Consider the following 26,348-nt stretch of genomic DNA (forward strand, 5'->3'; position numbering starts at 1 on the left):
CTCTCTCTGTTAATGCTCCCGAGCCGATAAAACGAAAATCAACAAGTAAGAGGTGAAGCGATTATGATGAATCTTGCTGCTGCATTACAAAGAAATGCTGCGAGTAAACCAGATAAGACGGCGTTGATATGTGGTGATGTCGAGATAACTTATGCGCAGTTTGATGCGATTACCGGAAAGATCGCGGCATCTTTAATCAACAAAGGGGTCGTTCCGGGCGATCGTATTGCGCTCTCATGCCCAAACATTCCTTTTTTCGCGTTTGTTTATTATGCGATACAAAAAGCTGGCGCGGTTGCTGTCCCATTAAATGTGCTTTTGAAAGCGCGAGAAATTAAGTATCACTTAGAAGATTCAAAAGCGAAGTTTTACTTCTGTTTTGAAGGGACAGCAGAACTGCCAATGGCAAAAGAGGGGGTTAAAGCGTTTGAGCAGGCTGATATATGTGAAAGTATGGTCGTGATGACTCAATCTCAAGTTGAAAACGAATGGAATGGTGTGCCAACTCTCAATGCGTTTATAGCGGATGCAGAACCATTGTCAGATTATGTACCGCGTAATGCGGATGATACTTGTGTTATTTTGTATACATCAGGGACGACAGGCTTACCAAAAGGAGCTGAACTGACGCAGCAGAACATCATAATGAATGCTCTGGTGGCACAAAACATTATGGGTAGCCAGGCCGACGATATTCACTTAGTAACTTTGCCTTTATTTCATACCTTTGGTCAAACCGTCCACTTAAATGCTAGTGTTTTGGGCGGGGCAACCTTGGTGTTAGTGCCTAGGTTTGAGCCTAAACATGTTCTTGAGCTGATGGAAAAACACAAAGTGACGTTGTTTGCTGGAGTGCCAACGATGTATATCGGCTTGCTTCATGTCCAGCACCAATTTGATACATCCTCACTACGTGTTGCTATCAGCGGTGGAGCCCCGTTGCCAACCGAAATCTTTAGATCCTTTGAGGAACAATTTAATGTCCCAATTCTTGAAGGATACGGGTTATCAGAAACAAGTCCTATTGCATGTTTTAATCATTTAGATCAGGAACGTATACCAGGATCGGTAGGTCAACCGATTCAAGGCGTTGAAGTAAAAGTTGTCGACATTGAAGGCAATGCGCTACCGATCGGTGAAGAAGGTGAGATTGTTGTGCGTGGGCATAATGTTATGAAGGGATACCTTGACCGCCCGGAAGTCACTGAATCCGCGCTACAAAATGGCTGGTTCCATACTGGTGATGTTGGCCGTTTTGACAGTTCAGGTAATCTATTTATCGTCGATAGAATGAAAGATCTGATCATTCGAGGTGGATTTAACGTTTACCCTAGAGAAATTGAAGAAGTGTTTATGACTCATCCTGCAATCTCAATGGTAGCGGTGATAGGGATTCCAAATGAAGAGTATGGCGAAGAGATAAAGGCTTACGTTGTGCTTAAACCGGGAGAGTACATTGACGCGGAAACATTACAAAAGTGGGGCAAAGAGCAGTTAGCCTCTTTTAAATATCCTCGTTATGTTGAAATTCGTGAGCATCTCCCGATGAGTGCAACAGGAAAGATCTTAAAGCGTGAATTGAAATCTGAATTGAATGTGGCTTAGTCAATTCAATGAACTTCGGGTCACAGCGCCACTTGTCTGGAGCGAGTGGTGTTGTGCGCCTGGTTACTAAGGAACAGAAGATGGCAATCTCTCGCTAGCGTGTACATATGAACTATCTGTTTACTCTATTGTTCGAGTTGTTTTATGTGCGCTTCTAAGCGTTTTGGATTGGTAATGGTCACTGAACCATATTTCAGTTCTAGCATCCCAATACTCTCCAAATTTTTTAGTACTTTATGAACACTTTGACGAGTTAGCCCCATCATGTTGGCGATATGCTCTCTAGTCACTCTCACGACACACGGCTGAGTATTGATAGCTTGGTTGTGTTGGTATTCAGCAAGCAACAGCAATCTTCTTGCAATCCGCTCTTCGATTCCTCTAATCGCATCATCTTCGATAACAGAAATGGCAGACCATAAGCGGCGGCTAAGTAAGTCGAGAATCGTAGGGTAACTTTGAGGATATTTGGCGAGTAATTGGCGAAATTTATCACCAGGTAGTTCCAGTAAGGTCACGCCCGAATGCGCGGTTGCGCCAAAAATACGGGGCATGCCGGGAGAAAAAACATTGTCTCCAAACCAGCCTCCTGCCTCGAAAATCATTAATGTGACTTCTTTGCCTTTTGAACTCATCGAATTAATTCGTACGGCACCCTGTGCAATGACCATAAGAGAAGATTGAGGTTCCCCTTTATTGCAAATCAGTGCTTTTTCGTCGAAACAGCGAACTTTAGCTATTTGTGCTGCTTCACTAAGTCCTTTCTCGGGCAGCCCTGATAATACAGGACATTTGGCTAATAATGCTTTGACTTCTTCCATGTGCACCTTACTGCATCCTGCTCTAGTTATTATTTGTGCTGGTTAAGTGGCAAAGTTTATCACTCTTTGATTGCTCTGCTTTAGATTGGTTTGGAAAGTGCGGGCGTTGAATAAAAAATGATATGGTATAAACGCCATACAAGAAAACGCCCGCTAAACAGAATGTTAAGCGGGCGCTATAGCGTTACATCAAATGGAAATTATTTCTGAGTGGCAGCTTTCATCGCTGACACAAAATCACCAAGTTTATCGAGCATAATTTGTGGCTGCTCGACATTCGCTTCAATGATTTTCACCACAGCTGAGCCGGAGATGGCCCCTGCTGCGCCAGACTCTATTGCTTGTTTCACCTGTGCTGGTTCAGAAATACCGAAGCCAAGCAGCGCTGGTGGTGCATCGAACTGGTTTAATCTATCTAACATGTGACCAACTGGCATATTTGCTTTTGTCTCTGCGCCTGTCACGCCAGCACGAGAAAGCAAGTAAGTGTAGCCACCACCCAGTTCTGATACTTGCTTCAGTGTTTCGTCACTTGCCGTTGGCGGTGCGATGAAGATTGGGTGAATACCAAACTTCTCTGCTGCTGCAACAAACTCTGCACTTTCATTGGTTGGTACGTCTGCAATCAAAACAGAATCGATGCCTGCTTTTGCACAGCGCTCGTAGAAGTTTTCGAAACCGCGTGAGTAAACTAGGTTCGCGTACATCAGAAGGCCAATAGGCAGATCTGGGTATTTAGCACGAATCTTACCAATTTGTTCAAAGCAGATATCTGGTGTAGCGCCTGAATCCAGCGCACGAATGTTAGCGCCTTGGATGGTTGGGCCATCTGCAAGCGGATCTGAAAATGGAATACCAAGTTCAAGGGCGTCTGCGCCAGACTCAACGAGGGTTTCCATGATCTTGTAAGAGTGTTCTGCGTTTGGATCGCAAACCGTTACGAACGGTACAAATGCGCCTTGGCTTTTTTCGTTTAGACGCGCAAACATCTTCTCATAACGGCTCATTAAATCACTCCTTTTTCTTCTAGGATGGCGTGTACGGTGAAGATGTCTTTGTCACCACGACCAGATAGGTTTACGACCAATAGTTGTTCTTTCTCAGGATTCTCACGAGCCATGCGCAATGCATGAGCTAGAGCGTGAGAAGACTCTAGAGCTGGGATGATCCCTTCGCTGCGAGCCAGTTCTTGGAATGCCTCGAGCGCTTCGTCGTCCGTTACGTTGTCGTATTCCGCACGGCCAATTGCATTTAGGTGCGCGTGCTGTGGTCCTACAGAAGGGAAATCAAGACCCGCAGATACAGAGTAAGACTCCTCAACTTGGCCGTTAGGATCTTGCATCAATGGCGCCTTCATACCAAAGAAGATGCCCGTTTTGCCATGTTTAAGTGGTGCACCGTGTTGGTCTGTATTGATACCTTTACCTGCTGGCTCAACCCCAATGAGGCGAACGCTTTCTTCTTCGATGAAGTCAGCAAACATACCAATCGCGTTTGAACCGCCGCCCACACACGCGATAACTGCATCAGGAAGACGACCTTCACGTGCCAAAATCTGATTCTTAGTTTCTTCACCGATCATTCGTTGGAAATCACGCACGATGGTTGGGAATGGGTGAGGACCAGCTGCTGTACCTAGTAGGTAGTGCGCATCTTCATAAGTTGCAGACCAGTCGCGCAGCGCTTCGTTACATGCGTCTTTAAGCGTTGCTGAACCCGAGTGGACAGGAATGACTTCTGCACCCATTAGTTTCATACGGAATACGTTCGGGCTTTGACGCTCAACGTCTTTTGCACCCATGTAAACGCGACACTTAAGACCAAGCAGTGCACACGCTAGTGCGGTTGCAACACCGTGTTGACCTGCGCCAGTTTCAGCGATGATTTCGTTTTTGCCCATGCGTTTCGCAAGTAGCGCTTGACCCAACACTTGGTTAGTCTTGTGGGCACCACCGTGAAGCAGGTCTTCACGTTTTAGGTACAGTTTGGTTTTCGTACCTTTAGTTAGGTTACGAGTTAGAGTTAAAGCCGTTGGGCGGCCCGCATACTCTTGAAGAAGCGTCATGAACTCACTGCGGAATTCTGGATCTTCTTGCGCGTCGATAAACGCTTGCTCTAGTTGCTCCAATGCAGGAACTAGAATTTGCGGAACGTACTGACCGCCGTATTCGCCAAAGTAGGCATTCAGTTTTGCCATCGTTATATTCCTTCTCGTATTTTTCGCTACGAATAGCTTTAAATTTTTTAGCTGATATCCAGCTTTAGTAGTTGCGAATGGCGGTGAATGCCGCAAGCAACTTCTGTGAATCTTTTTTGCCTGGTGCACTTTCTACACCAGAGTTTAAATCTAACCCCAAGCAACCGAGTGTCGCTGCTTGTTGAGCATTTTCTGGCGACAGTCCGCCCGCTAGCATAATTTGACTTGGGTCGCCGATCAGTGACCAGTCGAACACTTGACCAGTTCCGCCAGTTTGGGTGCCAACTTGAGCATCTAATAGATGGCGGTCAATGTGGTCTGCAAGTAGTTCTGGCTTCGCATCAGTCACGCCATAAGCTTTCCAAATTTCTACCGCTGCTGGCAGTTCGGCTTTGAGTTGGTTTACGTAAGCTTGGTCTTCTTGACCGTGCAGTTGCACCGCTTTTAAACCCAAAGAGGTCACAACAGAAGCAACAAAATCGATATCGTGATTTTGGAAAACGCCTACGTAGTTAAGTGGAGCACCGCTCATGGTTAAGCGAGCACTTTCAAGGTCAACTGCACGCTTCGACTTCTCGACAAAAATCAGGCCACCAAATACCGCACCAGCTTGATATGCTTTTGCTGCGTCATCTGGATGCGTTAAGCCACAGACTTTGTTTTCACCCAACGTGACTTTGCGTACTGCAAGCTCTAGGTTGTCTTCCGCCATCAGCGAACTACCAATCAAGAAGCCGTCTGCGTATTCCGCTAAATCACGAACTTGTTGATGCGTATAAATGCCAGACTCTGAAATCACGGTCGCGTTTGGTGCTAATTCGCGAATTGTCGGTGCCAGTTCTTTAGTACGATTCAAATCGGTACTTAGGTCGCGCAAGTTACGGTTATTGATGCCGATAACGCGTGCTCCTAGATTAACGGCACGATGAAGCTCGTCTTCGTTGCTGACTTCGGTCAGGATACCCATGTTCAGGCTGTGTGCTGCTTCTTCTAGCGCTTTGTACTCTTCGTCATTTAAGACAGAAAGCATCAGAAGTACGGCATCAGCACTGTAATGACGTGCTAGGTAAACTTGATAGGTATCTACCATGAAGTCTTTGCACAGAACGGGTTGTTTGACTTGACCACGTACTTGAGGAAGAAAGTCAAAGTTGCCTTGGAAGTACTTCTCGTCTGTTAGGACTGAAATCGCATCAGCATGGTTGTTGTAAACCGATGCAATGTAATCCAAGTCGAAGTGATCACGAATCAAACCTTTAGAAGGAGATGCCTTCTTACATTCGGTGATGAATGCCGTCTTTTCGCCACTCAGAGCATCGTAGAAGCTGCGGTCCGATGGCAGCAAATCAGACTGAAATGTGCTTAGCGGTTGAGACACCTTACGGTCTGCTACCCACTGATATTTGTCGCGGACAATTTTCGCCAGTACTTCTGCCATTTCTGCTTCTTTCTTAGAAACGTGTTCAGACAGATTGTCAGCTTGCTGAGTGTTGAAGTCAGTCATCTTCTTCAATTCCTTAAGCGTGTGCGGCAAGTTGTTGTACCAATTGGTACGCCTTGCCTGAATTCATTGCCTCAATCGCTTGTTGCGTGTTGGCTTTTAAATCTTCGTTACCGAATAGACGCATTAGCAGAGCAACGTTCACCGCTACTGCACCCAATTGTGCGTCTGTACCTTTACCCGTCAGGATATTGGTAATGATCGCCTTGTTTTCTTCAGGATCGCCACCTTTGATTGCTTCTAACGGGTGCGCTTCTAGACCGAAGTCTGCAGGCGTTAGTTTGTATTCTGTGATCTTACCGTCTTTGATTTCTGCAACCATTGTTTCGCCATGAATCGCGACTTCGTCCAAACCACTTCCGTGTACCACTGCGGCGCGCTTCATACCCATTTGTAGCATGGTTTCCGCGATAGGACGAACCAGTTCTTCACTGTAAACACCCATCAATTCGATGTTTGGACGAGCTGGGTTAATCAGTGGACCAAGAATGTTAAAGATGGTTCGTGTTTTCATAGTTTGACGCACAGGCATCGCATGGCGCACACCACCGTGGTATTGAGGTGCAAATAGGAAAGCAACACCGATATCGTCGACCGCTTTGCGTGTATCTTCTGCGCTCATGGCTAGGTTGATACCAAATGAATCAAGAAGGTCAGAAGAACCAGATTTGCTTGAAACGCTGCGGTTACCGTGTTTCGCTACTTTCAGACCACATGCTGCAGCAACAAACGCCGCAGTGGTTGAAATGTTGATGGTGTTGTGACCGTCGCCGCCCGTACCTACGATATCTGCGAAATCGTAATCTGGGCGAGGGAATGGGTTTGCATTTGCCAGTAGAGCTTTGGCCGCGCCTGCAATTTCATCTGGCGTTTCGCCTTTGATTTTTAGTGCAGTCAGTGCTGATGCCATCAAAATTGGGTCTAGTTCACCACGGATGATGATGTCAAACAGCTGTTGGCTCTCTTCCTGAGTAAGCGATTCTTGCTCGTACAGTTTGGTAATAATAGGGTTGATGATTGCGTCCATATTTCCTCTCCTAAATTTCTTATGTGCCAAGTGCTTTTTAAGCAGTTAGTGGGTTCACTGAAGTTTGTTCTTCAAGAGCCCATTCAATGGCATTGGCCAACAGTGTTGCTCCGTAGGTCGTCATAATAGATTCCGGGTGGAACTGGAACCCGCAAACTTTATCTTCTTCATGTACAACAGACATTACCAAGTCATCCACTTCTGCTGTGATGGTTAGGCTCTCAGGAACCTTGGTCGCAACCAGCGAGTGGTAACGTGCAATTGCAAGTGGTGATGGTAGGTTTTGGTAAATCGCATGGTCTTGGTGCTCCATCATAGAGACCTTTCCGTGAATGATTTCGCCCGCGCCAGCAACGGTGCCGCCGTACGCTTCAACAATCGCTTGGTGACCAAGGCAAATGCCGATCATCGGTACTTTGCCTTTCATGCGTTGGATCAGCTCTGGCATTGAGCCTGCTTCTGAAGGAGCACCAGGGCCTGGCGATAGCAGAACCACTGGGTTTTCAAGCTCGTTTACCGCTTGTTCAATGGTTTCTGCTGGGATGTTGTTTCGGTAAATCTTGACTGAGTGACCTAGCGAGCGGAATTGATCCACAAGGTTGTAGGTGAACGAGTCAAAGTTGTCGATAAAAATGATATTAGCCATCTCTGAACCCTATTCCTTATTGTGACTTATGCGCTGCTTGGATAGCAGAGATTACCGCTTGTGCTTTGCCGCGCGTTTCGTCTGCTTCCGCTTGTGGATCAGAGTCGAACACCACGCCAGCACCAGCTTGAACTTGAGCAATGCCGTTCTCAACGTAAGCTGAGCGAATTACGATACATGTGTCGAGTGTACCTTCACCAGTAAGGTAACCCACAGCACCGCCGTAGCTACCGCGTCGTGCGCCTTCTACATCGCGAATCAACTGCATTGCACGAATCTTTGGTGCACCAGTGAGCGTGCCCATGTTCATACATGCTTGGTATGCGTGCAGCGCGTCTAAGTCTTCACGCAGTTGACCAACCACACGAGATACTAAGTGCATTACGTGGCTGTAGCGGTCGACTTTTAGTAGGTCTGCTACGTGGCGAGTGCCAGCTTGAGCAATACGAGCGACGTCGTTACGTGCTAAGTCAACCAACATCATATGTTCTGCGTTTTCTTTCATGTCGGTGCGCAGTTCAAGTTCGATGCGGCTATCTAGGTCGAAATCGATCTCGCCGTTAGGGCGTTTACCACGGCGACGTGTACCTGCAATTGGGTAGATTTCAATTTGGTTGGTGTCGGTTTCGTACTTAAGCGCGCTTTCTGGTGATGCGCCAAACAAAGTGAACAGCTCATCTTGCATGTAGAACATGTAAGGGCTTGGGTTACTTTGTTTCAGTTCTTTATAAGCAGCGAGTGGAGAAGGGCAAGGTAGAGTGAATCGGCGAGATGGTACGACTTGGAATACATCGCCCTTAACTACGAACTCTTTTAAGTCGCGAACGATTTGGCAGAAGTCATCGTCAGATACGCTAGGTTCTACCGTTACGTCGGCGATTTTCTCTGCACTTGGAAGTAACTTTGGCGCCGCACATTGAGCGCTGATTTCTGCGATGCGAGTCTCTAGCGCTAGTTTTTCTGAATCATCCACAAACAATGTAGCTTGAAGCTGGCAAGATTCCGTTTGATGGTCGACAACCAGCAGTGTTTCGGCGACGTAGAAAACGTAATCTGGACATTGATTGGTTGCTTCTGCATTACCAAGCGGCTCGAAGTTTGCGACTAAGTCGTAGGCAAACAGACCACCAAGGAAAATAGCGTGTTTATCTTGCTGTGAAATATCAAAACTATGCTGAACCAAACGCAGCGCATCGAAAGAAGAGGCTTCACGTAGTCGAGAGTCTTCATCTAACGTGTCGCATGGCTGGCTAAACTCCAAAGTCAGCGTTTCGCCATCGAACTTACTTTCAACGTCACCACGGATGTTCTGGTTTAGGTGAGACAGTAGGTTTTTACCGTTGTTGGTTAACGCCTGCATGTTTACAGTGTGGCCGTAACAAACGATGCGCACTGCTGAATCGACGATTAAAAGTGATTTTAGATTCTGTTTCGAATCAATTTCAGCGGATTCGAGAAGCAAGCTATCTCTTTTGTTCTCACAAATGGTATGGAACAAACGTGTTGGGTCTTGAGTGTAAGGAACCGAAGTCTTTAATACTTCTAGGCATCCAAGTTTCTTGATTTCTATGGCCTTATTCACAAGACCTCCTTGTAGCTGGCTAAATCTTCCTGCCGTACATAGTCGCATAAAGCAAACGTTCTCCCAATCTAGAGTTAGCCATATTCGATTAATGTTTAGGCAGTTGAATGTGAAATGAGCAACAAAACAAAAAAGCCCGCTTAAGTAGCGGGCTTTACAACGTTTGGTTCTATAAACTAGAAGTATACGTTTGCCCACCAAGAACTAGTCCAAGTGCGCCACCAAGCAAGATCTGATGAGTTTGTCTTATTAAGACAAACCGCAACTTTCGCTTTTTGGTTTTGGTTAAATTCTTGTAACATGGTGAACCTTAAATTACGTACTTTGTATTTGCGTACTAGTTAACTAGTGCGAGAGTAAAAAGTCAACCCCAAAACAGCATTAAAACGATAAAAATATGAGAATTGATTTACATAGTCACACCACTGCATCGGACGGTCGGTTAGAGCCTAAAGATTTAGTGGAAAGGGCGCTGAGTTTTGATATCGAGGTTTTGGCGATCACTGATCACGATACGGTTGACGGCTTGGCGTTAGCCAAGCAACACGTTCAAGACAATAATTTGCCGATCAAAATCATCAACGGCATTGAGATATCGACTGTCTGGCAAAACAAAGACATTCATATTGTCGGTTTGAATATCGATCCGGAAAATGAACAATTATCCTCCCTCATCGAGCAGCAGAAGCAGCACCGCATAACAAGGTCGGAGTTGATTGCAGAGCGACTACAAAAAGCAACTCGGGAAGGTGTGCTCGAAGAAGTAAGGCAGATCGCCGGTGATGCGCCTGTTACGAGAGCGCACTTCGCGAAATGGTTGGTGGATAATGGTTACGCAAAAACCATGCAAATGGTGTTTAAAAAATACCTAACGCGTAATAACCCAGGTTATGTACCACCGAATTGGTGCTCGATGAAAGATGCGGTTGATGCTATCCATGCGGCTGGTGGGATGGCGGTATTGGCGCATCCTGGAAGATATAAGTTGACAGCGAAGTGGATTAAGCGTCTTCTAGCAGCGTTTGTAGAAGCAAACGGCGATGCGATGGAAGTTGCACAGCCACAGCAAGCGCAACAAGAAAGGCGCAACTTGGCTGATTATGCTATACAATACAAACTATTAGCGTCTCAAGGCAGTGATTTTCACTACCCATCCCCTTGGATGGAGCTAGGAAGGAACCTTTGGTTGCCCGCAGGCGTCGAACCAGTTTGGAAAGATTGGGGTATTGATCCTTCGTTGGATATATCAAAGTAACCTCAAAGCGTGGGTTTCAGCATCAAATAACTGGAAAGTGTATATTGGGTATTAATGTGGCTTTCCTTGTCGTTGGAACTGAACAACACTTTGAATCTTGAAGTCACTTGATAAAACACAACAAGGCGGCATTCAAGCTCCACATAAGAATATAGAGCCGAGAGGCTCGATAATGAGGAATTACAATGAGCCAGTTTTTTTACGTTCACCCAGAAAACCCACAGGCTCGCTTGATTAATCAAGCAGTAGCAATCATTCGTAACGGCGGCGTTGTGGTGTACCCTACCGATTCAGGGTACGCACTTGGCTGTCAGTTGGAGAACAAACAGGCACTGGAACGAATCTGTCAGATCCGTCGTCTGGATGATAAGCATAACTTTACATTACTGTGTCGTGATTTGTCGGAACTTTCTCTATATGCGCGAGTGGATAACTCTGCATTCCGACTACTGAAAAACAACACACCAGGTCCTTACACCTTCATCTTCAAAGGCACGAAAGAAGTGCCGCGTCGTTTGATGAACGCGAAACGTAAGACCATCGGTATCCGTGTTCCAGACAATCAAATTGCCTTGGACTTGTTGGAAGCATTAGGTGAACCGATGATGTCTACGTCGTTGATTCTACCTGGCAGTGACGTAACAGAGTCTGATCCGGAAGATATTCGCGATAAACTAGAACATGCGGTTGATGTGATTCTTAATGGCGGTTACTTAGGTGAACAGCCTACGACCGTCATTGATTTTAGCGAAGGTGAACCTGTTGTGGTGCGTTTGGGATCAGGTGACCCGGCACCATTCGAATAATTCGACGAATAGTCGTACACCACCGTCAAACAAAATAGGAGGCATCGCGCCTCCTATTTTAGTTGTCATATCGAATATCTCATTGAACTTAACTGTTTGAGATTAAGCGAAATCGAAAATGTCGATACCATTTTGTTCAGCATAGTTGATGTATGCAGAGCTCACGCCGTTTAATGTTACTTCGACATTGTATTCATCACTAGAGAATACTGCCCAGCCACACTCATTATAAGATAAAGTCAGATCATCCGCTGAATCCAAGAACGTATCTCGAATGCCATCATTGTCGGTGTCTCTGCCCATATCGAAGACAAGTTTGTCATGAAAAATATTAAAATCGACAATATCGGCTTTAATATCAATATCGTTGGAGGATACAGGTTGATCCGGTACACCAATAGCCAGGCGGTTTGTAAGCACGAAAGTGTCGTCTCCACAGCCGCCGCTCAGTACTGATTCACCATCGCCAACGACGAGCGTGTCGTTACCCCAACCCCCACTCAAGTAGTTGTTGCCTGAGTAATCAAAAATTGTATCATCGCCACAACCACCAAAGAGCTTGTCATTTCCTAATCCGCCCGATAGGAAGTCGTTGCCAAAGCCGCCAGAAACAAAGTCGTTCCCTCGGCCACCGAGCAAGGTATCGTCTCCCCAGCCCCCGAAGACAACATCATTGCCTCCGTATCCTACGAACTTATCATCACCACAGAAGCCGAAGAAAATATCGGTTGTTTCAGACCCTTTTGTACCGGTCATATCGTCATCTTGAGATGTCCCAAAAATCCAATTTAGGTCTAGATTTAGCATAGACATTGTTCTATTCCTTTTTGTCTGATTTATGCCAATCGCCGAAAATGCAGAGCTAATCTAGCTAGTTAAAATACACGATAACGTTAGTGTCATTTTTAATAGTAAATAGTGACTTACCGATGCTTCTTGTCTTGCTATGAGTGCTCATTTATCCACGATGATTGGTATTACTTAGCAGCAAACTGGGACTGTTTATTCTTCGTTGCCTTTAAAGCAACACGAACAGTAAACACACCCCAAGTGGTTATCGTTGTAACCCTGACAATTTTATCAGGTACTGCACGGTTAAAGTGGCTCGGGAAGACCGATATTAGTGGGATTCTCGCTGGGCAATATCAGTATTAAGTAGGAAAAAAGTTGCAGAATAGAGTAAATATTTTCGACGTTTTAAAGTGAATTTTGGGTGTGGAGAATGGCGCCGATTTAGCTTACATTAACTGAGAAAGTTACGTATAATGTCGGACCGAAAAATCCCACTGAAATGGGTAATTAGCAAAATACAGACCAATCCTGGTCTAGACGTCTGTGAAGACGACACATAGGTAGATAAATGAGCGAAAAGTTACAAAAAGTATTAGCACGTGCTGGTCACGGTTCTCGTCGTGAGATTGAATCGTTAATTAAATCTGGTCGCGTTAGCGTGAACGGTGTAGTCGCTAAGCTTGGTGAAAGACTTGAAGACGAGAGCAGCGTAGTTCGTATCGATGGTCACATTGTCTCTGCAAAGATTCAAGAAGAAGTGATTTGTCGTGTACTTGCGTACTACAAACCTGAAGGTGAACTGTGTACTCGTCACGATCCAGAAGGTCGTCGTACTGTTTTTGATCGTCTGCCAAAAATTCGTGGCTCTCGTTGGATTTCAGTTGGTCGTCTGGATGCGAACACTTCTGGTCTTCTGCTTTTCACAACGGATGGTGAACTGGCGAACCGCTTAATGCACCCAAGCCGCCAAGTTGAACGTGAATACCTAGTACGTGTGTTCGGTGAAGTAACTGAACAGAAAGTTCGTAATCTAGTAAAAGGTGTTGAACTGGAAGACGGTTTAGCTCGCTTTGAAGATGTTGTTTACGCGGGTGGTGAAGGCATGAACCACACGTTTTACGTTGTTATCAACGAAGGTCGTAACCGAGAAGTTCGTCGACTATGGGAATCGCAAGAGTGTACCGTTAGTCGTCTGAAACGTGTTCGTTACGGCGACATCTTCTTAGACAAGAAACTGCCTCGTGGCGGTTGGATGGAGCTTGACCTGAAAGAAGTAAACTACTTGCGTGAGCTTGTAGAGCTTCGTCCAGAGAAAGAAACCATGCTTGATCTGAACAAAGACAACACGTCACGCAAACGTGAGCGTGCACGCAGCCAAAAAATTCGTCGCGCAGTTAAGCGCCATGAAGAGCGTGTTAACACGCCAAAAGGTCGCAGCAACAACCCTTCTCGTCGTAAGCCGAAGAAGACCGCTGGTGATCAAGGTGCACGTAACAAGCATCGTTAATCGATAGCAAAACATCAGAAAGGCTTGCCAACTTGGCAAGCCTTTTTCTTATCTGTTACATAGCGAAAGGATCTAAAGCCGATATAGAGAAGGGTGTTTGGATAAACAAATATCGCAGCTAAACAAAAACAGCAGATAAAAAAATACCAGCGCTAGGCTGGTATTTTTTATCATGATGAAGAAACGTTAATCGCGTTTCCAAAGCATATGGCAGAACTTATGTTCAGGGTCTCGGCTGATTAGCATACGAGCAAATACGTCATCAAGAACGTCATTTTCCTCATTTACTAGGCCGATACGAACCTCTGCATATACTTCTTTGTCGATCTCGAAGCCAACATGTTCAACCCAGTCATCACCAGTTTCAACAAGTTCTGCGGCACCACGATCTTCAAATTGCGCAGTAAACAGAATTACGTCAGCAGGCTCTAGGTTATCTGGAGCCATCTCAAGGAAAATGTCGTACGCTGCGTCGATGACGTCGTCGTAAGAAATCAAATCAGACATGCTTATGCTCGGCTCATGTATTTACGTTCAGCTGTGTTAATGATAACACGGTCACCAGTTGCAATGTACTCAGGAACCTGGATGACAAGACCTGAAGCGAAGCGTGCTGGTTTAGTACGAGCAGATGCAGAAGCACCTTTGATTGACGGGTCAGTTTCTTCAATCACTAGCTCAACAGAAGATGGCAGTTCAATACCCACAGCAGCACCGTTAACAAGGATAATGTGGATACCTTGTGTATCTTCGTTGATGAACAGCATGTCGTCTTCAACTTCATTGTGCTTGAATGTGTATTGTGAGTAGTCTTCGTTATCCATGAAGATGTGCTCATCGCCGTCAGCATATGAGTACACAACTGCACGTTTGTTCATTTCTACCGTTTCAACAACGTCATCAGACTTGTAACGCTCATCTACACGTGCGCCCGTGTTTAGATCTGTACAACGCATTTTGTAGATTTTAGCGCCGCCACGACCGCCAGGAGTCGTTACTTCGATGTCTTTAACTAGAAGAGTTTTACCATTAGACTCGATTGCGAAGCCTTTTTTGATTTCACTTGCCTTTGGCATTGTATATTCCTATTCATACTTATTAAGCAAAACTCGGTGATTATAGCGCTAAGTTAGCCGCCTAGCATTAAAATTCATTGCAGAAATTTGTTGTTACTCCCATGACTAAACACCTGAATGGACTTGATTCAGTGAGTCGGCTAAGAGAACATATAGTCCAACTTCTTGAACCATCTGAGAACACGTTTTAAGTCATGTCTCTGCCTGTTATCGATCCTAAACAACCATTTCAACCAGAGTTTGCGCCTTTAATTAGGGAAGTCACCGCTTGTCTCAAAGGTGGACTGGGGCAAAACTTGCACAGCGTTTATGTATACGGTAGTGTTGCTCGCAAAACAGCGATCGTTGGGAGGTCGAACTTAGACCTGGTTGTCGTTACTCAATCATCCTTTGAGCACAATCGCGCGACTTTGCTCAACACAATTAAGTGGCGTGCGCAGCAGAGTTACCCTCAAGTTAATGGTGTATCGGTCCGTACAGCCTTAGTGAGCGAAGTAGCTAATTTAGATAGTATTTTCACTTGGGGCTTTATGCTTAAGCATTGCTGTGTCTGTGTTTATGGTGATGATCTAGCAGACTGTTTTGGTGATTACGTCCCAAGTTGGGAAATTGCTAAGCACTGGAATATGGATGTGGAAGATTGGATTACGGTGTATCGCAAAAAAATCGTACAAGCGAAGACGATAGAAGAGCAGGTGGCCGCCCAGCGCGTGATTGCTAAAAAGTTACTAAGAGCGTCATACTCTTTGGTGATGTATCGAGATAAACGTTGGTTTGATGACCCTATACAATGTGGCAAGGTATTCTTAACTTATCATCCTGAAAAGCAGCTTGAGATCGAGCGGCTAGAAATTTTACTTTCTGGCCGGGGTATTCCCAAGCGTTCTGTTATCGGGCTAATTGATGCGTTTGGTGATTGGTTAGTCAAACAGTACCAGAAAACAGAGTTTCGTATCGGTTAAAACAACCCCATTTGTGGTGCTGAAAGCCTGTCAAAATCCGTCCCAATGAAAGGGAGAATCGCATCTGCAACGGGTTTGAGTTGTTTATCAATGTAATGTTGATAATCAATCGGGCTATTGAGGTACTCATAAGGTTCAGGACCGTTCACGGTTATAATGTATTCAATTCGTCCTTTGTTTTGATACTGTAATGGGCGTCCAAGCTTGGCATTTATCTCATCCGCTAAACGAGCTGCACGCACTTGTGGCGGGACGTTCTTCTGATACTCATGCAGTTTTCTGCGCAGTCGCTTTTGATACACCAACTGTTCATCAAATTCACCGTTGTTAGTTTTCTCAACCATCTCTCGGACATAGTCGCTTGGATCTTCACCATGGAAAATCATGCTATAGAGTGTATTTTGAAATTTCTGTGCTAACGAGGTCCAATCAGTACGGGCACTTTCTAACCCTTTAAATACAATCCGTTCTTGCTCTCCTTCACCGATTAAACCCGCATAGCGCTTTTTCGAGCCAGTTTCTGCGCCACGAATCGTTGGCATAAGGAATCTGCGATAATGGGTTTCATACTCGATTTCCAACATAGATGTTAGGTTGTACTCAGAACGCAGGTGTTCTTGCCACCAAGAGTTGATGTAATCAACTAATTGATTTCCAACAGCGTCAGCTTCTACTTGACTGTATGGTCGATTCAACGACACGAATGTGGAATCCGTATCGCCGTAAATCACTTGATAGCCTTGCTCCTCAATCAGCACCTTAGTTTGCTTCATGATTTCATGTCCGCGCATGGTAATACTAGAAGCTAACCGAGTATCAAAGAAACGACATCCCGATGACCCCAGTACGCCATAAAACGAGTTCATGATGATTTTGATTGCCTGAGAAAAAGCTTTTTCATTGTTCTTTTTCGCGACATCACGTGCCGCCCAAAGCTTTTCAATCATTTCTGGCAAAAAGTGTTTCGTACGATGGAACTGACCACCGCGAAAGCCAGGTACTGCCTGATCACCTTCTTTACCAATATCGAGTAATAACCCCTCAACCAAACCCATAGGATCAATCAAGAAAGAGCGAATAATCGATGGGTATAGACTCTTAAAGTCCAACACTAAAACGGAATCATATAGGTTAGGGATGGAGTCCATCACGTAACCGCCGGGGCTCGCAATCCAATTTTCTGGGTGTAGATTCGGGGCAACATAGCCTGCGCGGTGTATTTGCGGCATGTATAAGTTAGTGAATGCCGCTACCGAGCCACCGACACGATCCAGTTCTACACCAGTGAGGCGAGAGCGTTCAATTGCAAAGTCGAGCAGGTGAGTGTGATTGAAAATCTTGTTCACCAACACGCAGTCTTGTAAGTTATATTTAGCCAGCGATGGTTTGTCGGAGCGGTACATACGATTGATCTCATCCATACGGTCATGAACGTTGTGGATTTCTTTACCTTCCCCCAAGAGTTCTTGAGATACAGACTCTAATGACCAAGATCGAAAGTGGTAAGTAGCAGTTTTTAGCGTATCGATACCATCCATCACAACTCGCCCGGGAATGGAGATAAACCCTTGTTGGCTTTGAGATGAACTTCTAAAAAAGCTGGCTTGGTCTGCTCTGCCAAGCATTAGCTTCATGTTGTGCCATTCTGCTCGTTTGTGTAACAGACGAAAGTCAAAATCAATGACATTCCAACCGACAATGACATCGGGGTCGAATTTTTTAAACCAATCGATGAGTGCTTCTAGAAGCGCCTTTTCATCCTGGACCCATTGTATCGGTGTATCCGAAGGTTCTGGTTCTCCGATCATGATAACGCGGGAATCCATGACGCTGTCTAACCCGATGGAGTAAAGAATGCCTTTCTCAGAGCATTCTAGATCTAACGAGACAACGTTTAACTTCGGCTCATATTGCCCCGCACGGCATTTTGCGTTCTGGACGCGTTGGTAGCCATTGGTACGAGTAACATTGCCTGTAAACTCAATACTGCCTTTAATAAAACGCTCCATGAGGTAGCGATCGGCGAGGCGAATATCACTTTCGTAAGTGGTGATATCATTTTGAGCGAACGTGTCTTTAAGTGTGAGAGCGTCTCTGGTTACGTTGGTATAGCATGCAGAAAGAGGCGTATGTTCAAACGTTTTGAGATCCAAAAGGCGGATGTCGACGGGTATGTTTTTTTCTCGCGCGAGTGTTTTTGCTTGCTCTGAGTGTTTCTGAGCGATGAAAAATACTGGCTTCTCACCATTAATAATTAACTGAGTAGGACCTGCTTCTGTCGAAAGCCACAGCTCGATTTGAGTTTGACCTTTGATGTCTCGTGCCTGTCGAGTAAGCAGAAAGCCTTGTTGGATATTCAAATGTGAGAAACCTTAGAAAACTTGAAGAACGCTAGTTTAACATTAAGAACTGTAAAAATAACCAGTAAAGAAAACGGTTCAAATTTTTGCTGGAATTAGTGATTACAAGTTAGCCTCTGGTGCAAGAGGGACAGTGTCATTTTAAGTTATAGCGTGTTTCTCTGGGCAATATGAAACCTAGTTACTTGATTTATTGTACTTAATGTTGTTAATTGTCTTTTCTTAGATTTCGGTTCTGCTCATCACGCTCTAAAATAATAGAGTGGTTTATGAATAAGTTCTTGCTAAAGTTTGCGTTTCAGCACATATTCATAGAAAGCAATTTTTTGTCGATTACGTTAGTATATAGGCAGTCATACTGATATCCACATTTAACAAATAATGGTTATGTGGGTGCAGAACCAATACAAAGTGTGGAGATACAAGTTTGATAAATGTTTTCCTTGTAGATGATCACGAGCTGGTTCGCACAGGGATACGACGTATTATTGAAGACGTCCGTGGAATGAACGTAGCAGGAGAAGCTGACAGCGGTGAAGATGCAGTAAAATGGTGTCGCAGTAATCATGCTGACGTCGTTTTAATGGACATGAACATGCCAGGAATTGGTGGCTTGGAAGCCACTAAAAAAATTCTTCGCGTGAATCCTGATGTGAAAATCATCGTACTTACCGTTCATACAGAAAACCCGTTTCCAACCAAGGTGATGCAGGCAGGTGCGTCTGGTTATTTAACCAAAGGTGCTGGCCCTGATGAAATGGTGAATGCGATTCGTGTAGTTAATAGTGGGCAGCGTTACATCTCACCAGAGATTGCGCAGCAGATGGCATTGAGTCAATTTTCTCCAGCCTCTGAGAACCCTTTTAAAGACTTATCCGAACGTGAATTGCAGATCATGCTTATGATCACCAAAGGCCAAAAGGTAACGGATATTTCTGAGCAACTTAATTTAAGTCCAAAGACAGTCAACAGCTATCGCTACCGACTCTTTAGTAAATTGGACATTAATGGTGACGTTGAGTTAACTCACTTAGCGATTCGCCACGGAATGCTGGACACCGAGACCCTTTAGCGTGAATCCTCCCTTCGATTCGGCTTCCTTTCTCAAGACAGTAACTCATCAGCCCGGCGTTTACAGAATGTACAACGCCGAAGCTGTTGTCATCTATGTAGGTAAAGCCAAAGACCTAAAAAAGCGCCTTTCAAGCTACTTTCGAAAAAAAGTAGACAGTGAGAAAACTCGCGCGCTTGTCAGTAATATCGCCAAAATAGACGTCACGGTGACTCACACTGAGACAGAAGCGCTGATCTTAGAACATAACTACATCAAGCAGTATTTACCGAAATACAATGTGTTGCTGCGAGATGATAAGTCTTACCCTTATATCTTTATTAGCGGCCATAAACACCCACGGCTTTCTATCCACCGTGGCGCCAAGAAGCGCAAAGGTGAATATTTTGGCCCCTACCCAGATTCTGGTGCAGTAAGAGAAACATTGCATTTGCTGCAAAAGATATTTCCTGTGCGCCAGTGTGAAGACACTGTCTATTCCAACCGAACGCGCCCATGTTTGATGTACCAAATTGGCCGTTGTGCAGGGCCATGCGTTGATACCATCATTTCTGATGAAGAATACGCAGAGTTGGTTGGCTTTGTGCGCATGTTTTTGCAAGGCAAAGACCAGCAAGTACTCAAACAACTGATCGAGAAAATGGAAGTTGCCAGTCAGCAATTGCGCTTTGAAGATGCCGCTAAATTTCGCGATCAAATCCAAGCGATTAGACGTGTTCAAGAGCAGCAGTACGTCTCAGAAGACAGCATGGATGATATGGATGTACTAGGGTTTGCTCAGGAGAATGGTATTGCGTGTATTCATATCCTGATGATACGCCAAGGTAAAGTGCTTGGTAGCCGTAGCCATTTTCCGAAAATCCCACAAAATACAAGCCAGCAGGAAGTGTTCGATAGTTTTCTGACTCAATACTATTTGAGCCATAACGAAGCGCGCACGATTCCTTCTCGTATTATTTTGAATCAAGAGTTGGCAGAAGATATTGCGCCAATACAGAAAGCGTTAAGTGAAGTGGCTGGTCGTAAGGTTCATTTCCATACCTCGCCAACTGGCTCTCGAGCAAGGTATCTCAAGCTTTCGAACACGAATGCACTAACGGCGATTACCACCAAAATCAATCACAAGATGACGATTAATCAGCGTTTTCATGCGCTTCGCGAAACATTGAAGTTGGAGTCTATTGCTCGAATGGAGTGTTTTGATATCTCCCATACCATGGGGGAAAGTACGATTGCATCGTGTGTGGTGTTCAACAATGAAGGCCCCGTTAAGCAGGAGTATCGTCGCTATAACATCACTGGCATTACCGGTGGTGACGATTACGCTGCAATGGGACAAGCGTTGGAGCGCCGTTATTCGAAGCAATTGGACGTAGAGAAAATTCCCGACATCATCTTTATCGATGGTGGTAAAGGTCAGTTAAATCGTGCGCATGACATCATTTCGCAGTACTGGGGGGATTGGCCAAAGCGTCCTATCATGATTGGTATTGCAAAAGGCGTTACTCGCAAACCAGGTTTAGAAACGCTGATTACAGTCGATGGGGACGAGTTTCATTTACCAAGCGATGCTCCTGCGTTGCACCTTATTCAACATATTCGTGATGAAAGCCATAACCATGCTATAGCGGGGCATCGTGCTAAGCGAGGTAAAACCAGACGTACTAGTGCACTTGAAGGGATTGAGGGAATTGGCCCTAAACGACGTCAGGCGTTACTCAAGTACATGGGTGGGTTACAAGAACTTAAACGTGCAAGTGTCGAAGAAATCGCCAAAGTACCGGGAATAAGTCACTCTTTAGCAGAAATTATTTTCCAAGCATTGAAACAATAAGGAAAATCGCGCAACATTAAGCCGCAATGTGTAAGAGAATAATAAAATGCGTTTGAATATCCCGAACATTCTGTCTCTTCTTAGACTGTTCCTAATCCCTGTTTTTGTGGTTGTCTTTTATCTACCTTATTCATGGGCACCGTTTGCAGCAGCAATGGTGTTTTGGGTAGCGGGTTTTACTGACTGGCTTGACGGCATGTTGGCCCGTAAACTTGGCCAAACTTCTCGTTTTGGCGCGTTTATTGATCCTGTCGCTGATAAAGTGCTAGTGGCAACGGCATTGATTTTAATCACGGAACATTATCATTCAATTTGGGTGACCATTCCTGCGGTAACGATGATTGCGCGAGAAATCATTATCTCAGCATTGCGAGAATGGATGGCTGAAATCGGTAAGCGAGCGAGTGTTGCGGTATCTTGGGTTGGCAAAGTAAAAACTGTTTCGCAAATGTTCGCCTTATGGGTATTGATATGGCGTTACGATGAATGGATGGTTTGGCTAGGCTTTGCGGCCTTGTATGTGGCAACTTTCTTGACGTACTGGTCAATGATTCAATATTTAGCTGCTGCGAAAGATGATCTGTTGAATGAAGAGCATCATTAAATTCTGATATTAGAAAGCAGGCTTAATAGCCTGCTTTTTTGTATCTAAGATAATCTACAGCATTTCCTTGCTTCTCACGTTTTTTAATGCTTGCTAACGGCCATGCTTGAAATTTCTATCTGAGTTCCTGTTTCGATAGAATTCCATATGTGATCTAAGTCTTGTTTTTGCCCTTGGAGAGTCTCAGAGAAGCGAGTCTCCTGATTGTTAACGCTTCAATACACGTAACGCACGGCCAGCAGTGTAAGGCGTAGCCAAAGTTTTATGATAAACAAGTGTATTTAAGCTATTTTTAGTATTAAAACTAAGCAATCTACCGTCTTTCGCACAAATTCTAGTCAAACGATTTAAAAAAATAAAAATAGTGTTGACTCGATCGCTCGAATCCGTAGAATGCATCCCGTACCCAAGAGAGCACAGCTCAGTAGGGTGGTGAAAAAGCTTAGCTTTATTCACAAATGAGGCGCCTTGGCAGAGTGGCTATGCAGCGGATTGCAAATCCGTGGACCTCGGTTCGACTCCGGGAGGCGCCTCCATTATTCTTTTGAGAGTGAATGGCTTTCGAGAATAAATGCGACACTAGCTCAGTTGGTAGAGCGCAACCTTGCCAAGGTTGAGGTCACGAGTTCGAACCTCGTGTGTCGCTCCAAATTTTATTGATATGGCGTTAGCGGTATCAGATGGTGTTTTACTTTTCTGTAAAGGCATCACAAAGAATATTTGTGTGCCCTGGTGGTGGAATTGGTAGACACAAGGGATTTAAAATCCCTCGACGTTCGCGTTGTGCCGGTTCAAGTCCGGCCCGGGGCACCATCTCATATTAAACGCGACACTAGCTCAGTTGGTAGAGCGCAACCTTGCCAAGGTTGAGGTCACGAGTTCGAACCTCGTGTGTCGCTCCAGATTTAAGGCCCAGCATGAAAATGTTGGGCCTTTTTTGTATTTCTTAAAATCTTAAATTTCTTCTTCGCGATGTATTTCTTTAAGCACTGAGCTACTTCAGCTTACTAACTTAACTCCTTGTTAATTTTAGCCATAGCAACGTCACTTCATGGCCATACCCATCCGGCTAGTTTAAGTTTAGTCAATCAAAGTTCTGTGAATAAAGACTCATCGCTTTAGGCTGAGCAGTAACGTAAATACTAGCTCTGTTAAATACCTTGGATACTGAAAATAATGTTCTACGATTAAAGAGTGGTATGTTCATAAACCGTTTTGGTTCATGGCGCTGATATTGTAAGGATATTTGTTTAAATAACAGGTATTTGAGAAAAGAAGAAAAGCGTTGTAGATGAGTATGAATGTACAAATATCACTAGGGGGACTTTGTTGTGATTTGCGTCACTGTTACTAATATGAAAAATCGTTGCCAGAAGATTTTATTTTGTGATAAATTCGCGCGCAATCTCGGAGCGTAATTAACAACGTTTGATCTCTGGGGGATACGCGTAGTGACCATTCAAGCTGATTGTGACACTGCGTAGGGTAGGTATCGGCAAAGCCTTTTGTCGATAGACGGGATACTAATGCTGTAAAAGCGGCATATTAATGGGAAACCCAACATTGAAACCTTTGAATAAACACACACTAATCAGCTTCATACTGCCGAAATGTCCTGTTTTACAAAACGGGTGCATTACGGAACCTTGATTAATCCCTTTTACATATAAAGTCACGAGTATCGTGGCAGATGATCTGTATTTGTCATTTTGCACTGACAAATGCGGAGGGGTATACACACCTCCTGTAACTTCATTCCAATGATTATTAATACAGGATATAGAATTATTATAATTCAAGGGATTATGTAGTATGAGCACTGCCTTTGAAGTCGATAGCAATATCGCAAACATTTTTTCGTCTCAGGTTCCTATCGTTGAGGGAACGTATGACTTAACGCCAGATCAAGTATTGATTGATCAGGCTGAGCATGAATCTGAAGTACGTTCTTATCCACGTCGCTTGCCAATCGCAATCAAACAAGCTTTTGGTTGCTTGGTTGAAGATACACGTGGACAGATCTTTTTAGACTGCCTTGCGGGGGCGGGCACTCTAGCTTTGGGGTATAACCATCCTGAAATAAACCAAGCTCTGAAAGAGCAATTAGATTCGGGTCTGCCATATCAGACGCTAGATATTGCAACATCAGCAAAAACGACGTTTATTCAATCTGTTAAATCTTTTCTTCCTCAAGAGTTAAGTGAGAACAGCGTTATCCAATTTTGTGGTCCGTCTGGAGCCGATGCAGTTGAAGCCGCGATCAAACTCGCAAAGCAGACTACTGGTCGCAACACCATGTTTGCTTTTCGTGGCGCATATCATGGTATGACTAACGGCACAATGGGCATGATGGGCAACCTAGGTACGAAAGCGCGTCGAACTGGTTTAATGTCAGATGTGCACTTTATGCCTTTCCCATACAATCTGCGTTGTCCATTTGGGCTTGGCGGTGATGAAGGTGCGAAAGCAAGCATTCGCTATATCGATCGTCTTTTAAACGATGATGAATCGGGCATTATGAAGCCTGCTGCGCTCATCGTTGAGCCAGTGCAAGGTGAGGGTGGTGTTGTTCCTGCGCCAGCATTCTGGCTGCGAGAGTTACGTCGTATTTGTGATGAACACGGTATCTTACTGATCTTCGATGAGATCCAGTGTGGTGTTGGTAAAACTGGCTACAATTTCGCATTTGAAGAGTCGGGAATTGTTCCAGATATCCTGTGTTTATCAAAAGCTATTGGCGGTGGCTTACCAATGTCGCTATTGGTTATCAACAAGCAGCATGATACTTGGAAGCCGGGCGAACACACAGGTACGTTTCGTGGCAATCAGTTAGCCATGGTCTCTGGTGCGAAAGCATTAGAAATCATCCAGCGTGACAATCTGGTTGAGCACGCCAATATTGCGGGCCAGTATTTGCGCTATGGTCTTGAAAGCATTCAAAAGCGCGTGAACTGTATCGCAGAAGTACGTGGCAAAGGCTTGATGCTTGGTGTGGAGATTAAAAATCCAAACGGTGAGCTCAATAAATTTGGCGAACCTCAAGCGGATAGTGAACTCACTCTTTCCATTCAACGCGCAGCACTTGAGCGTGGCTTGATCGTTGAGAAAGGCGGACGTGAAGGTGCAGTAATTCGCTTCCTTCCTCCTCTTATCATCTCGTTTGAGCAAATCGACTTTGCTTTACGTGTATTTGAAGATGCGATTTTAGCAGCAGGCGGTAGTCACATCGAAACTCAGCCACAAGATGAATGGAAGAAGCATTTCATCCACACTGGAGAGTTGGGCAGCAATGAGTTTGCTTCGGTGATGAATCACACTACGACAGCAATGAAATCAGTGTTTGAACAGGTTGCTGCACCATACTCAGGTATGGATCCAAAAGCATTGGAAGCAGCGATCCATGCTGTTGATCTTGACAATAAAAATGCGCCTCTCAAAACGGTTATTGATGATGCTGCCGAGTTGGTCGCAAAAAATGCGATTTTTACTCAACATCCAGATTGTATTGCTCACCTTCATACTCCACCGTTGATGCCTGCTATTGCCGCAGAGGCAATGATTGCGGCTTTGAACCAGTCAATGGACTCATGGGATCAAGCTTCATCAGCGACTTATGTTGAACAGAAAGTTGTGAACTGGCTATGCGATAAATATGAGTTAGGTGCAAAAGCGGACGGTATCTTCACGAGCGGCGGCACGCAAAGTAATCAAATGGGTTTGATGCTTGCGCGTGATTGGATTGCTGACAAACTCAGTGCGCACTCAATTCAAAAGCTTGGCCTTCCTGAATACGCAGACAAGCTGCGTATAGTGTGTTCGAAAAAATCCCACTTCACGGTTCAAAAATCAGCGTCTTGGATGGGATTGGGTGAAAAAGCGGTTATGACCGTCGATGCTAATGCCGATGGAACGATGGATGTCACTAAGTTAGACGAAGTTCTAAATCAGGCAAAAGCAGAAGGTTTGATCCCATTTGCAATTGTCGGCACAGCGGGTACTACGGATCACGGTGCTATTGATGACCTAGACTTTATCGCCGATATGGCAGCGAAACATGACATGTGGATGCACGTCGACGGTGCATACGGGGGAGCTCTGATTCTAAGTAGCCAAAAAGCCCGTTTGAAAGGTTGTGAGCGTGCACACTCCATCAGCGTAGACTTCCACAAGTTATTTTACCAAACCATCAGTTGTGGTGCGCTGTTGGTGAATGACAAGTCTAACTTTAAGTTCCTGCTTCATCATGCAGACTATTTGAACCGCGAGCACGACGAACTACCGAACTTGGTGGATAAGTCTATTGCTACAACTAAGCGTTTTGATGCGCTAAAAGTGTTTATGACGATGCAAAGCGTGGGGCCAAAAGCCCTAGGCGATATGTACGATCATTTGCTTGATCAGACGCTTGAAGTTGCGGACATGATTCGAGATAACAAACACTTTGAGTTGTTGGCTGAACCATCGCTATCTACGGTTCTGTTCCGCGCGACACATGAATCAGCGGATCTTGATGAACTGAATAAAACGTTGCGCTTAGAAGCGTTAACACGCGGTATCGCGATATTGGGTGAAACCATTGTCGACGGTAAAACTGCATTGAAATTTACGATTTTGAACCCGTGTCTGACGACGGCGGACTTTGAATCTTTGCTCTCAAAAATCAATACGCTAGCGGCAGAGCTAGTTTAACAAAGGTAACGG

General features: G+C 44.8%; 21 protein-coding genes, 4 tRNA genes and 1 other annotated feature. Of the genes, 13 read left to right on the forward strand and 12 right to left on the reverse strand.

The window, feature by feature from the left end; translation table 11 throughout:
- Window positions 1-63 precede the first annotated feature (63 nt).
- Window positions 64-1,605, forward strand: a complete 1,542-nt coding sequence (locus NL644_RS11585; RefSeq protein WP_114323241.1) for a long-chain fatty acid--CoA ligase — start codon at window positions 64-66, stop codon at window positions 1,603-1,605.
- Between the two features lie 125 nt (window positions 1,606-1,730).
- Here NL644_RS11585 and NL644_RS11590 read toward each other — a convergent pair whose 3' ends face one another.
- The 8 genes from NL644_RS11590 to NL644_RS11625 form a co-directional block, all read right to left on the reverse strand.
- The gene (locus NL644_RS11590; protein WP_006743300.1) at window positions 1,731-2,426 is read right to left on the reverse strand and encodes a Crp/Fnr family transcriptional regulator; all 696 of its coding nucleotides are present in this window, start codon (window positions 2,424-2,426) and stop codon (window positions 1,731-1,733) included.
- A gap of 200 nt (window positions 2,427-2,626) precedes the next feature.
- Window positions 2,627-3,433: a tryptophan synthase subunit alpha gene (gene trpA, locus NL644_RS11595; protein ID WP_253658416.1), complete on the reverse strand. Its 807-nt coding sequence runs from the start codon at window positions 3,431-3,433 to the stop codon at window positions 2,627-2,629.
- Window positions 3,433-4,623 (reverse strand): tryptophan synthase subunit beta, encoded by a 1,191-nt coding sequence (gene trpB, locus NL644_RS11600; protein ID WP_114323239.1) that lies wholly within the window; start codon window positions 4,621-4,623, stop codon window positions 3,433-3,435. Before trpB ends, trpA begins: the two co-directional genes overlap by 1 nt.
- A gap of 64 nt (window positions 4,624-4,687) precedes the next feature.
- Entirely contained in the window at window positions 4,688-6,127 is a 1,440-nt protein-coding gene (trpCF, locus tag NL644_RS11605) for a bifunctional indole-3-glycerol-phosphate synthase TrpC/phosphoribosylanthranilate isomerase TrpF (RefSeq protein WP_114323238.1), read from the reverse strand.
- 13 nt (window positions 6,128-6,140) lie between these two features.
- Window positions 6,141-7,151 (reverse strand): anthranilate phosphoribosyltransferase, encoded by a 1,011-nt coding sequence (trpD, locus tag NL644_RS11610; protein ID WP_114323237.1) that lies wholly within the window; start codon window positions 7,149-7,151, stop codon window positions 6,141-6,143.
- Between the two features lie 37 nt (window positions 7,152-7,188).
- A complete protein-coding gene (locus tag NL644_RS11615; protein WP_005394822.1) occupies window positions 7,189-7,797 on the reverse strand; it encodes an aminodeoxychorismate/anthranilate synthase component II in 609 nt (202 codons plus the stop codon).
- Window positions 7,798-7,813: 16 nt separating this feature from the next.
- A complete protein-coding gene (locus NL644_RS11620) occupies window positions 7,814-9,379 on the reverse strand; it encodes an anthranilate synthase component 1 (RefSeq protein WP_104971909.1) in 1,566 nt (521 codons plus the stop codon).
- A 126-nt stretch (window positions 9,380-9,505) separates the two neighbouring features.
- Window positions 9,506-9,609, reverse strand: a sequence feature (Trp leader region).
- On the reverse strand, window positions 9,556-9,681 hold the full coding sequence (locus NL644_RS11625) for a trp operon leader peptide (protein WP_005394819.1): 126 nt from the start codon (window positions 9,679-9,681) through the stop codon (window positions 9,556-9,558). It overlaps the preceding feature by 54 nt.
- 95 nt (window positions 9,682-9,776) lie before the next feature.
- On the opposite strand from NL644_RS11625, the gene NL644_RS11630 reads away from it, so the two are divergent.
- Window positions 9,777-10,634 carry a PHP domain-containing protein gene (locus NL644_RS11630; protein WP_114323235.1) on the forward strand — a complete coding sequence of 286 codons (858 nt, stop codon included), beginning with the start codon at window positions 9,777-9,779 and terminating at the stop codon, window positions 10,632-10,634.
- A gap of 185 nt (window positions 10,635-10,819) precedes the next feature.
- Window positions 10,820-11,440, forward strand: a complete 621-nt coding sequence (locus NL644_RS11635) for an L-threonylcarbamoyladenylate synthase (protein WP_005376791.1) — start codon at window positions 10,820-10,822, stop codon at window positions 11,438-11,440.
- A 102-nt stretch (window positions 11,441-11,542) separates the two neighbouring features.
- Here the strand turns inward: NL644_RS11635 and NL644_RS11640 are convergent, their stop codons facing one another.
- On the reverse strand, window positions 11,543-12,253 hold the full coding sequence (locus NL644_RS11640) for a calcium-binding protein (RefSeq protein WP_005394815.1): 711 nt from the start codon (window positions 12,251-12,253) through the stop codon (window positions 11,543-11,545).
- A gap of 547 nt (window positions 12,254-12,800) precedes the next feature.
- Between NL644_RS11640 and rluB the strand changes: the two genes are divergently transcribed.
- Complete coding sequence (rluB, locus tag NL644_RS11645; protein WP_005376798.1) at window positions 12,801-13,739, forward strand: 23S rRNA pseudouridine(2605) synthase RluB; 939 nt, start codon at window positions 12,801-12,803, stop codon at window positions 13,737-13,739.
- A 186-nt stretch (window positions 13,740-13,925) separates the two neighbouring features.
- Here the strand turns inward: rluB and NL644_RS11650 are convergent, their stop codons facing one another.
- Both NL644_RS11650 and yeiP read right to left on the reverse strand, forming a co-directional pair.
- Complete coding sequence (locus NL644_RS11650) at window positions 13,926-14,246, reverse strand: HI1450 family dsDNA-mimic protein (RefSeq protein WP_005376800.1); 321 nt, start codon at window positions 14,244-14,246, stop codon at window positions 13,926-13,928.
- Between the two features lie 2 nt (window positions 14,247-14,248).
- Entirely contained in the window at window positions 14,249-14,815 is a 567-nt protein-coding gene (gene yeiP / locus NL644_RS11655) for an elongation factor P-like protein YeiP (protein ID WP_005376801.1), read from the reverse strand.
- A gap of 194 nt (window positions 14,816-15,009) precedes the next feature.
- On the opposite strand from yeiP, the gene NL644_RS11660 reads away from it, so the two are divergent.
- On the forward strand, window positions 15,010-15,777 hold the full coding sequence (locus tag NL644_RS11660) for a nucleotidyltransferase domain-containing protein (RefSeq protein WP_114323234.1): 768 nt from the start codon (window positions 15,010-15,012) through the stop codon (window positions 15,775-15,777).
- On the opposite strand, the gene NL644_RS11665 is transcribed toward NL644_RS11660, so the two are convergent.
- A complete protein-coding gene (locus NL644_RS11665; protein ID WP_253658417.1) occupies window positions 15,774-18,137 on the reverse strand; it encodes a DNA polymerase II in 2,364 nt (787 codons plus the stop codon). The two genes, NL644_RS11660 and NL644_RS11665, sit on opposite strands and share 4 nt — an antisense overlap.
- Before the next feature lie 427 nt (window positions 18,138-18,564).
- On the opposite strand from NL644_RS11665, the gene uvrY reads away from it, so the two are divergent.
- The 8 genes from uvrY to NL644_RS11705 all read left to right on the forward strand — a co-directional run bounded on the left by uvrY (window position 18,565) and on the right by NL644_RS11705 (window position 26,336).
- Entirely contained in the window at window positions 18,565-19,209 is a 645-nt protein-coding gene (uvrY, locus tag NL644_RS11670) for a UvrY/SirA/GacA family response regulator transcription factor (protein ID WP_005386783.1), read from the forward strand.
- A gap of 1 nt (window position 19,210) precedes the next feature.
- A complete protein-coding gene (gene uvrC, locus NL644_RS11675) occupies window positions 19,211-21,043 on the forward strand; it encodes an excinuclease ABC subunit UvrC (protein WP_025767270.1) in 1,833 nt (610 codons plus the stop codon).
- Window positions 21,044-21,089: 46 nt separating this feature from the next.
- Entirely contained in the window at window positions 21,090-21,647 is a 558-nt protein-coding gene (pgsA, locus tag NL644_RS11680) for a CDP-diacylglycerol--glycerol-3-phosphate 3-phosphatidyltransferase (RefSeq protein WP_005394805.1), read from the forward strand.
- A gap of 462 nt (window positions 21,648-22,109) precedes the next feature.
- Window positions 22,110-22,183 (forward strand) — tRNA-Cys (locus NL644_RS11685).
- 37 nt (window positions 22,184-22,220) lie between these two features.
- A tRNA-Gly gene (locus tag NL644_RS11690) sits at window positions 22,221-22,296 on the forward strand.
- Between the two features lie 77 nt (window positions 22,297-22,373).
- Window positions 22,374-22,460, forward strand: a tRNA-Leu gene (locus NL644_RS11695).
- 13 nt (window positions 22,461-22,473) lie between these two features.
- Window positions 22,474-22,549: transfer RNA gene (locus NL644_RS11700), tRNA-Gly, on the forward strand.
- A 910-nt stretch (window positions 22,550-23,459) separates the two neighbouring features.
- A complete protein-coding gene (locus NL644_RS11705; RefSeq protein WP_114323232.1) occupies window positions 23,460-26,336 on the forward strand; it encodes a pyridoxal phosphate-dependent class III aminotransferase in 2,877 nt (958 codons plus the stop codon).
- The last annotated feature ends 12 nt before the right edge of the window (window positions 26,337-26,348 follow it).

Origin of the sequence: Vibrio sp. Y10_XG_PY6 (assembly GCF_024181795.1) — a bacterium.
Lineage (GTDB): Bacteria > Pseudomonadota > Gammaproteobacteria > Enterobacterales > Vibrionaceae > Vibrio > Vibrio diabolicus.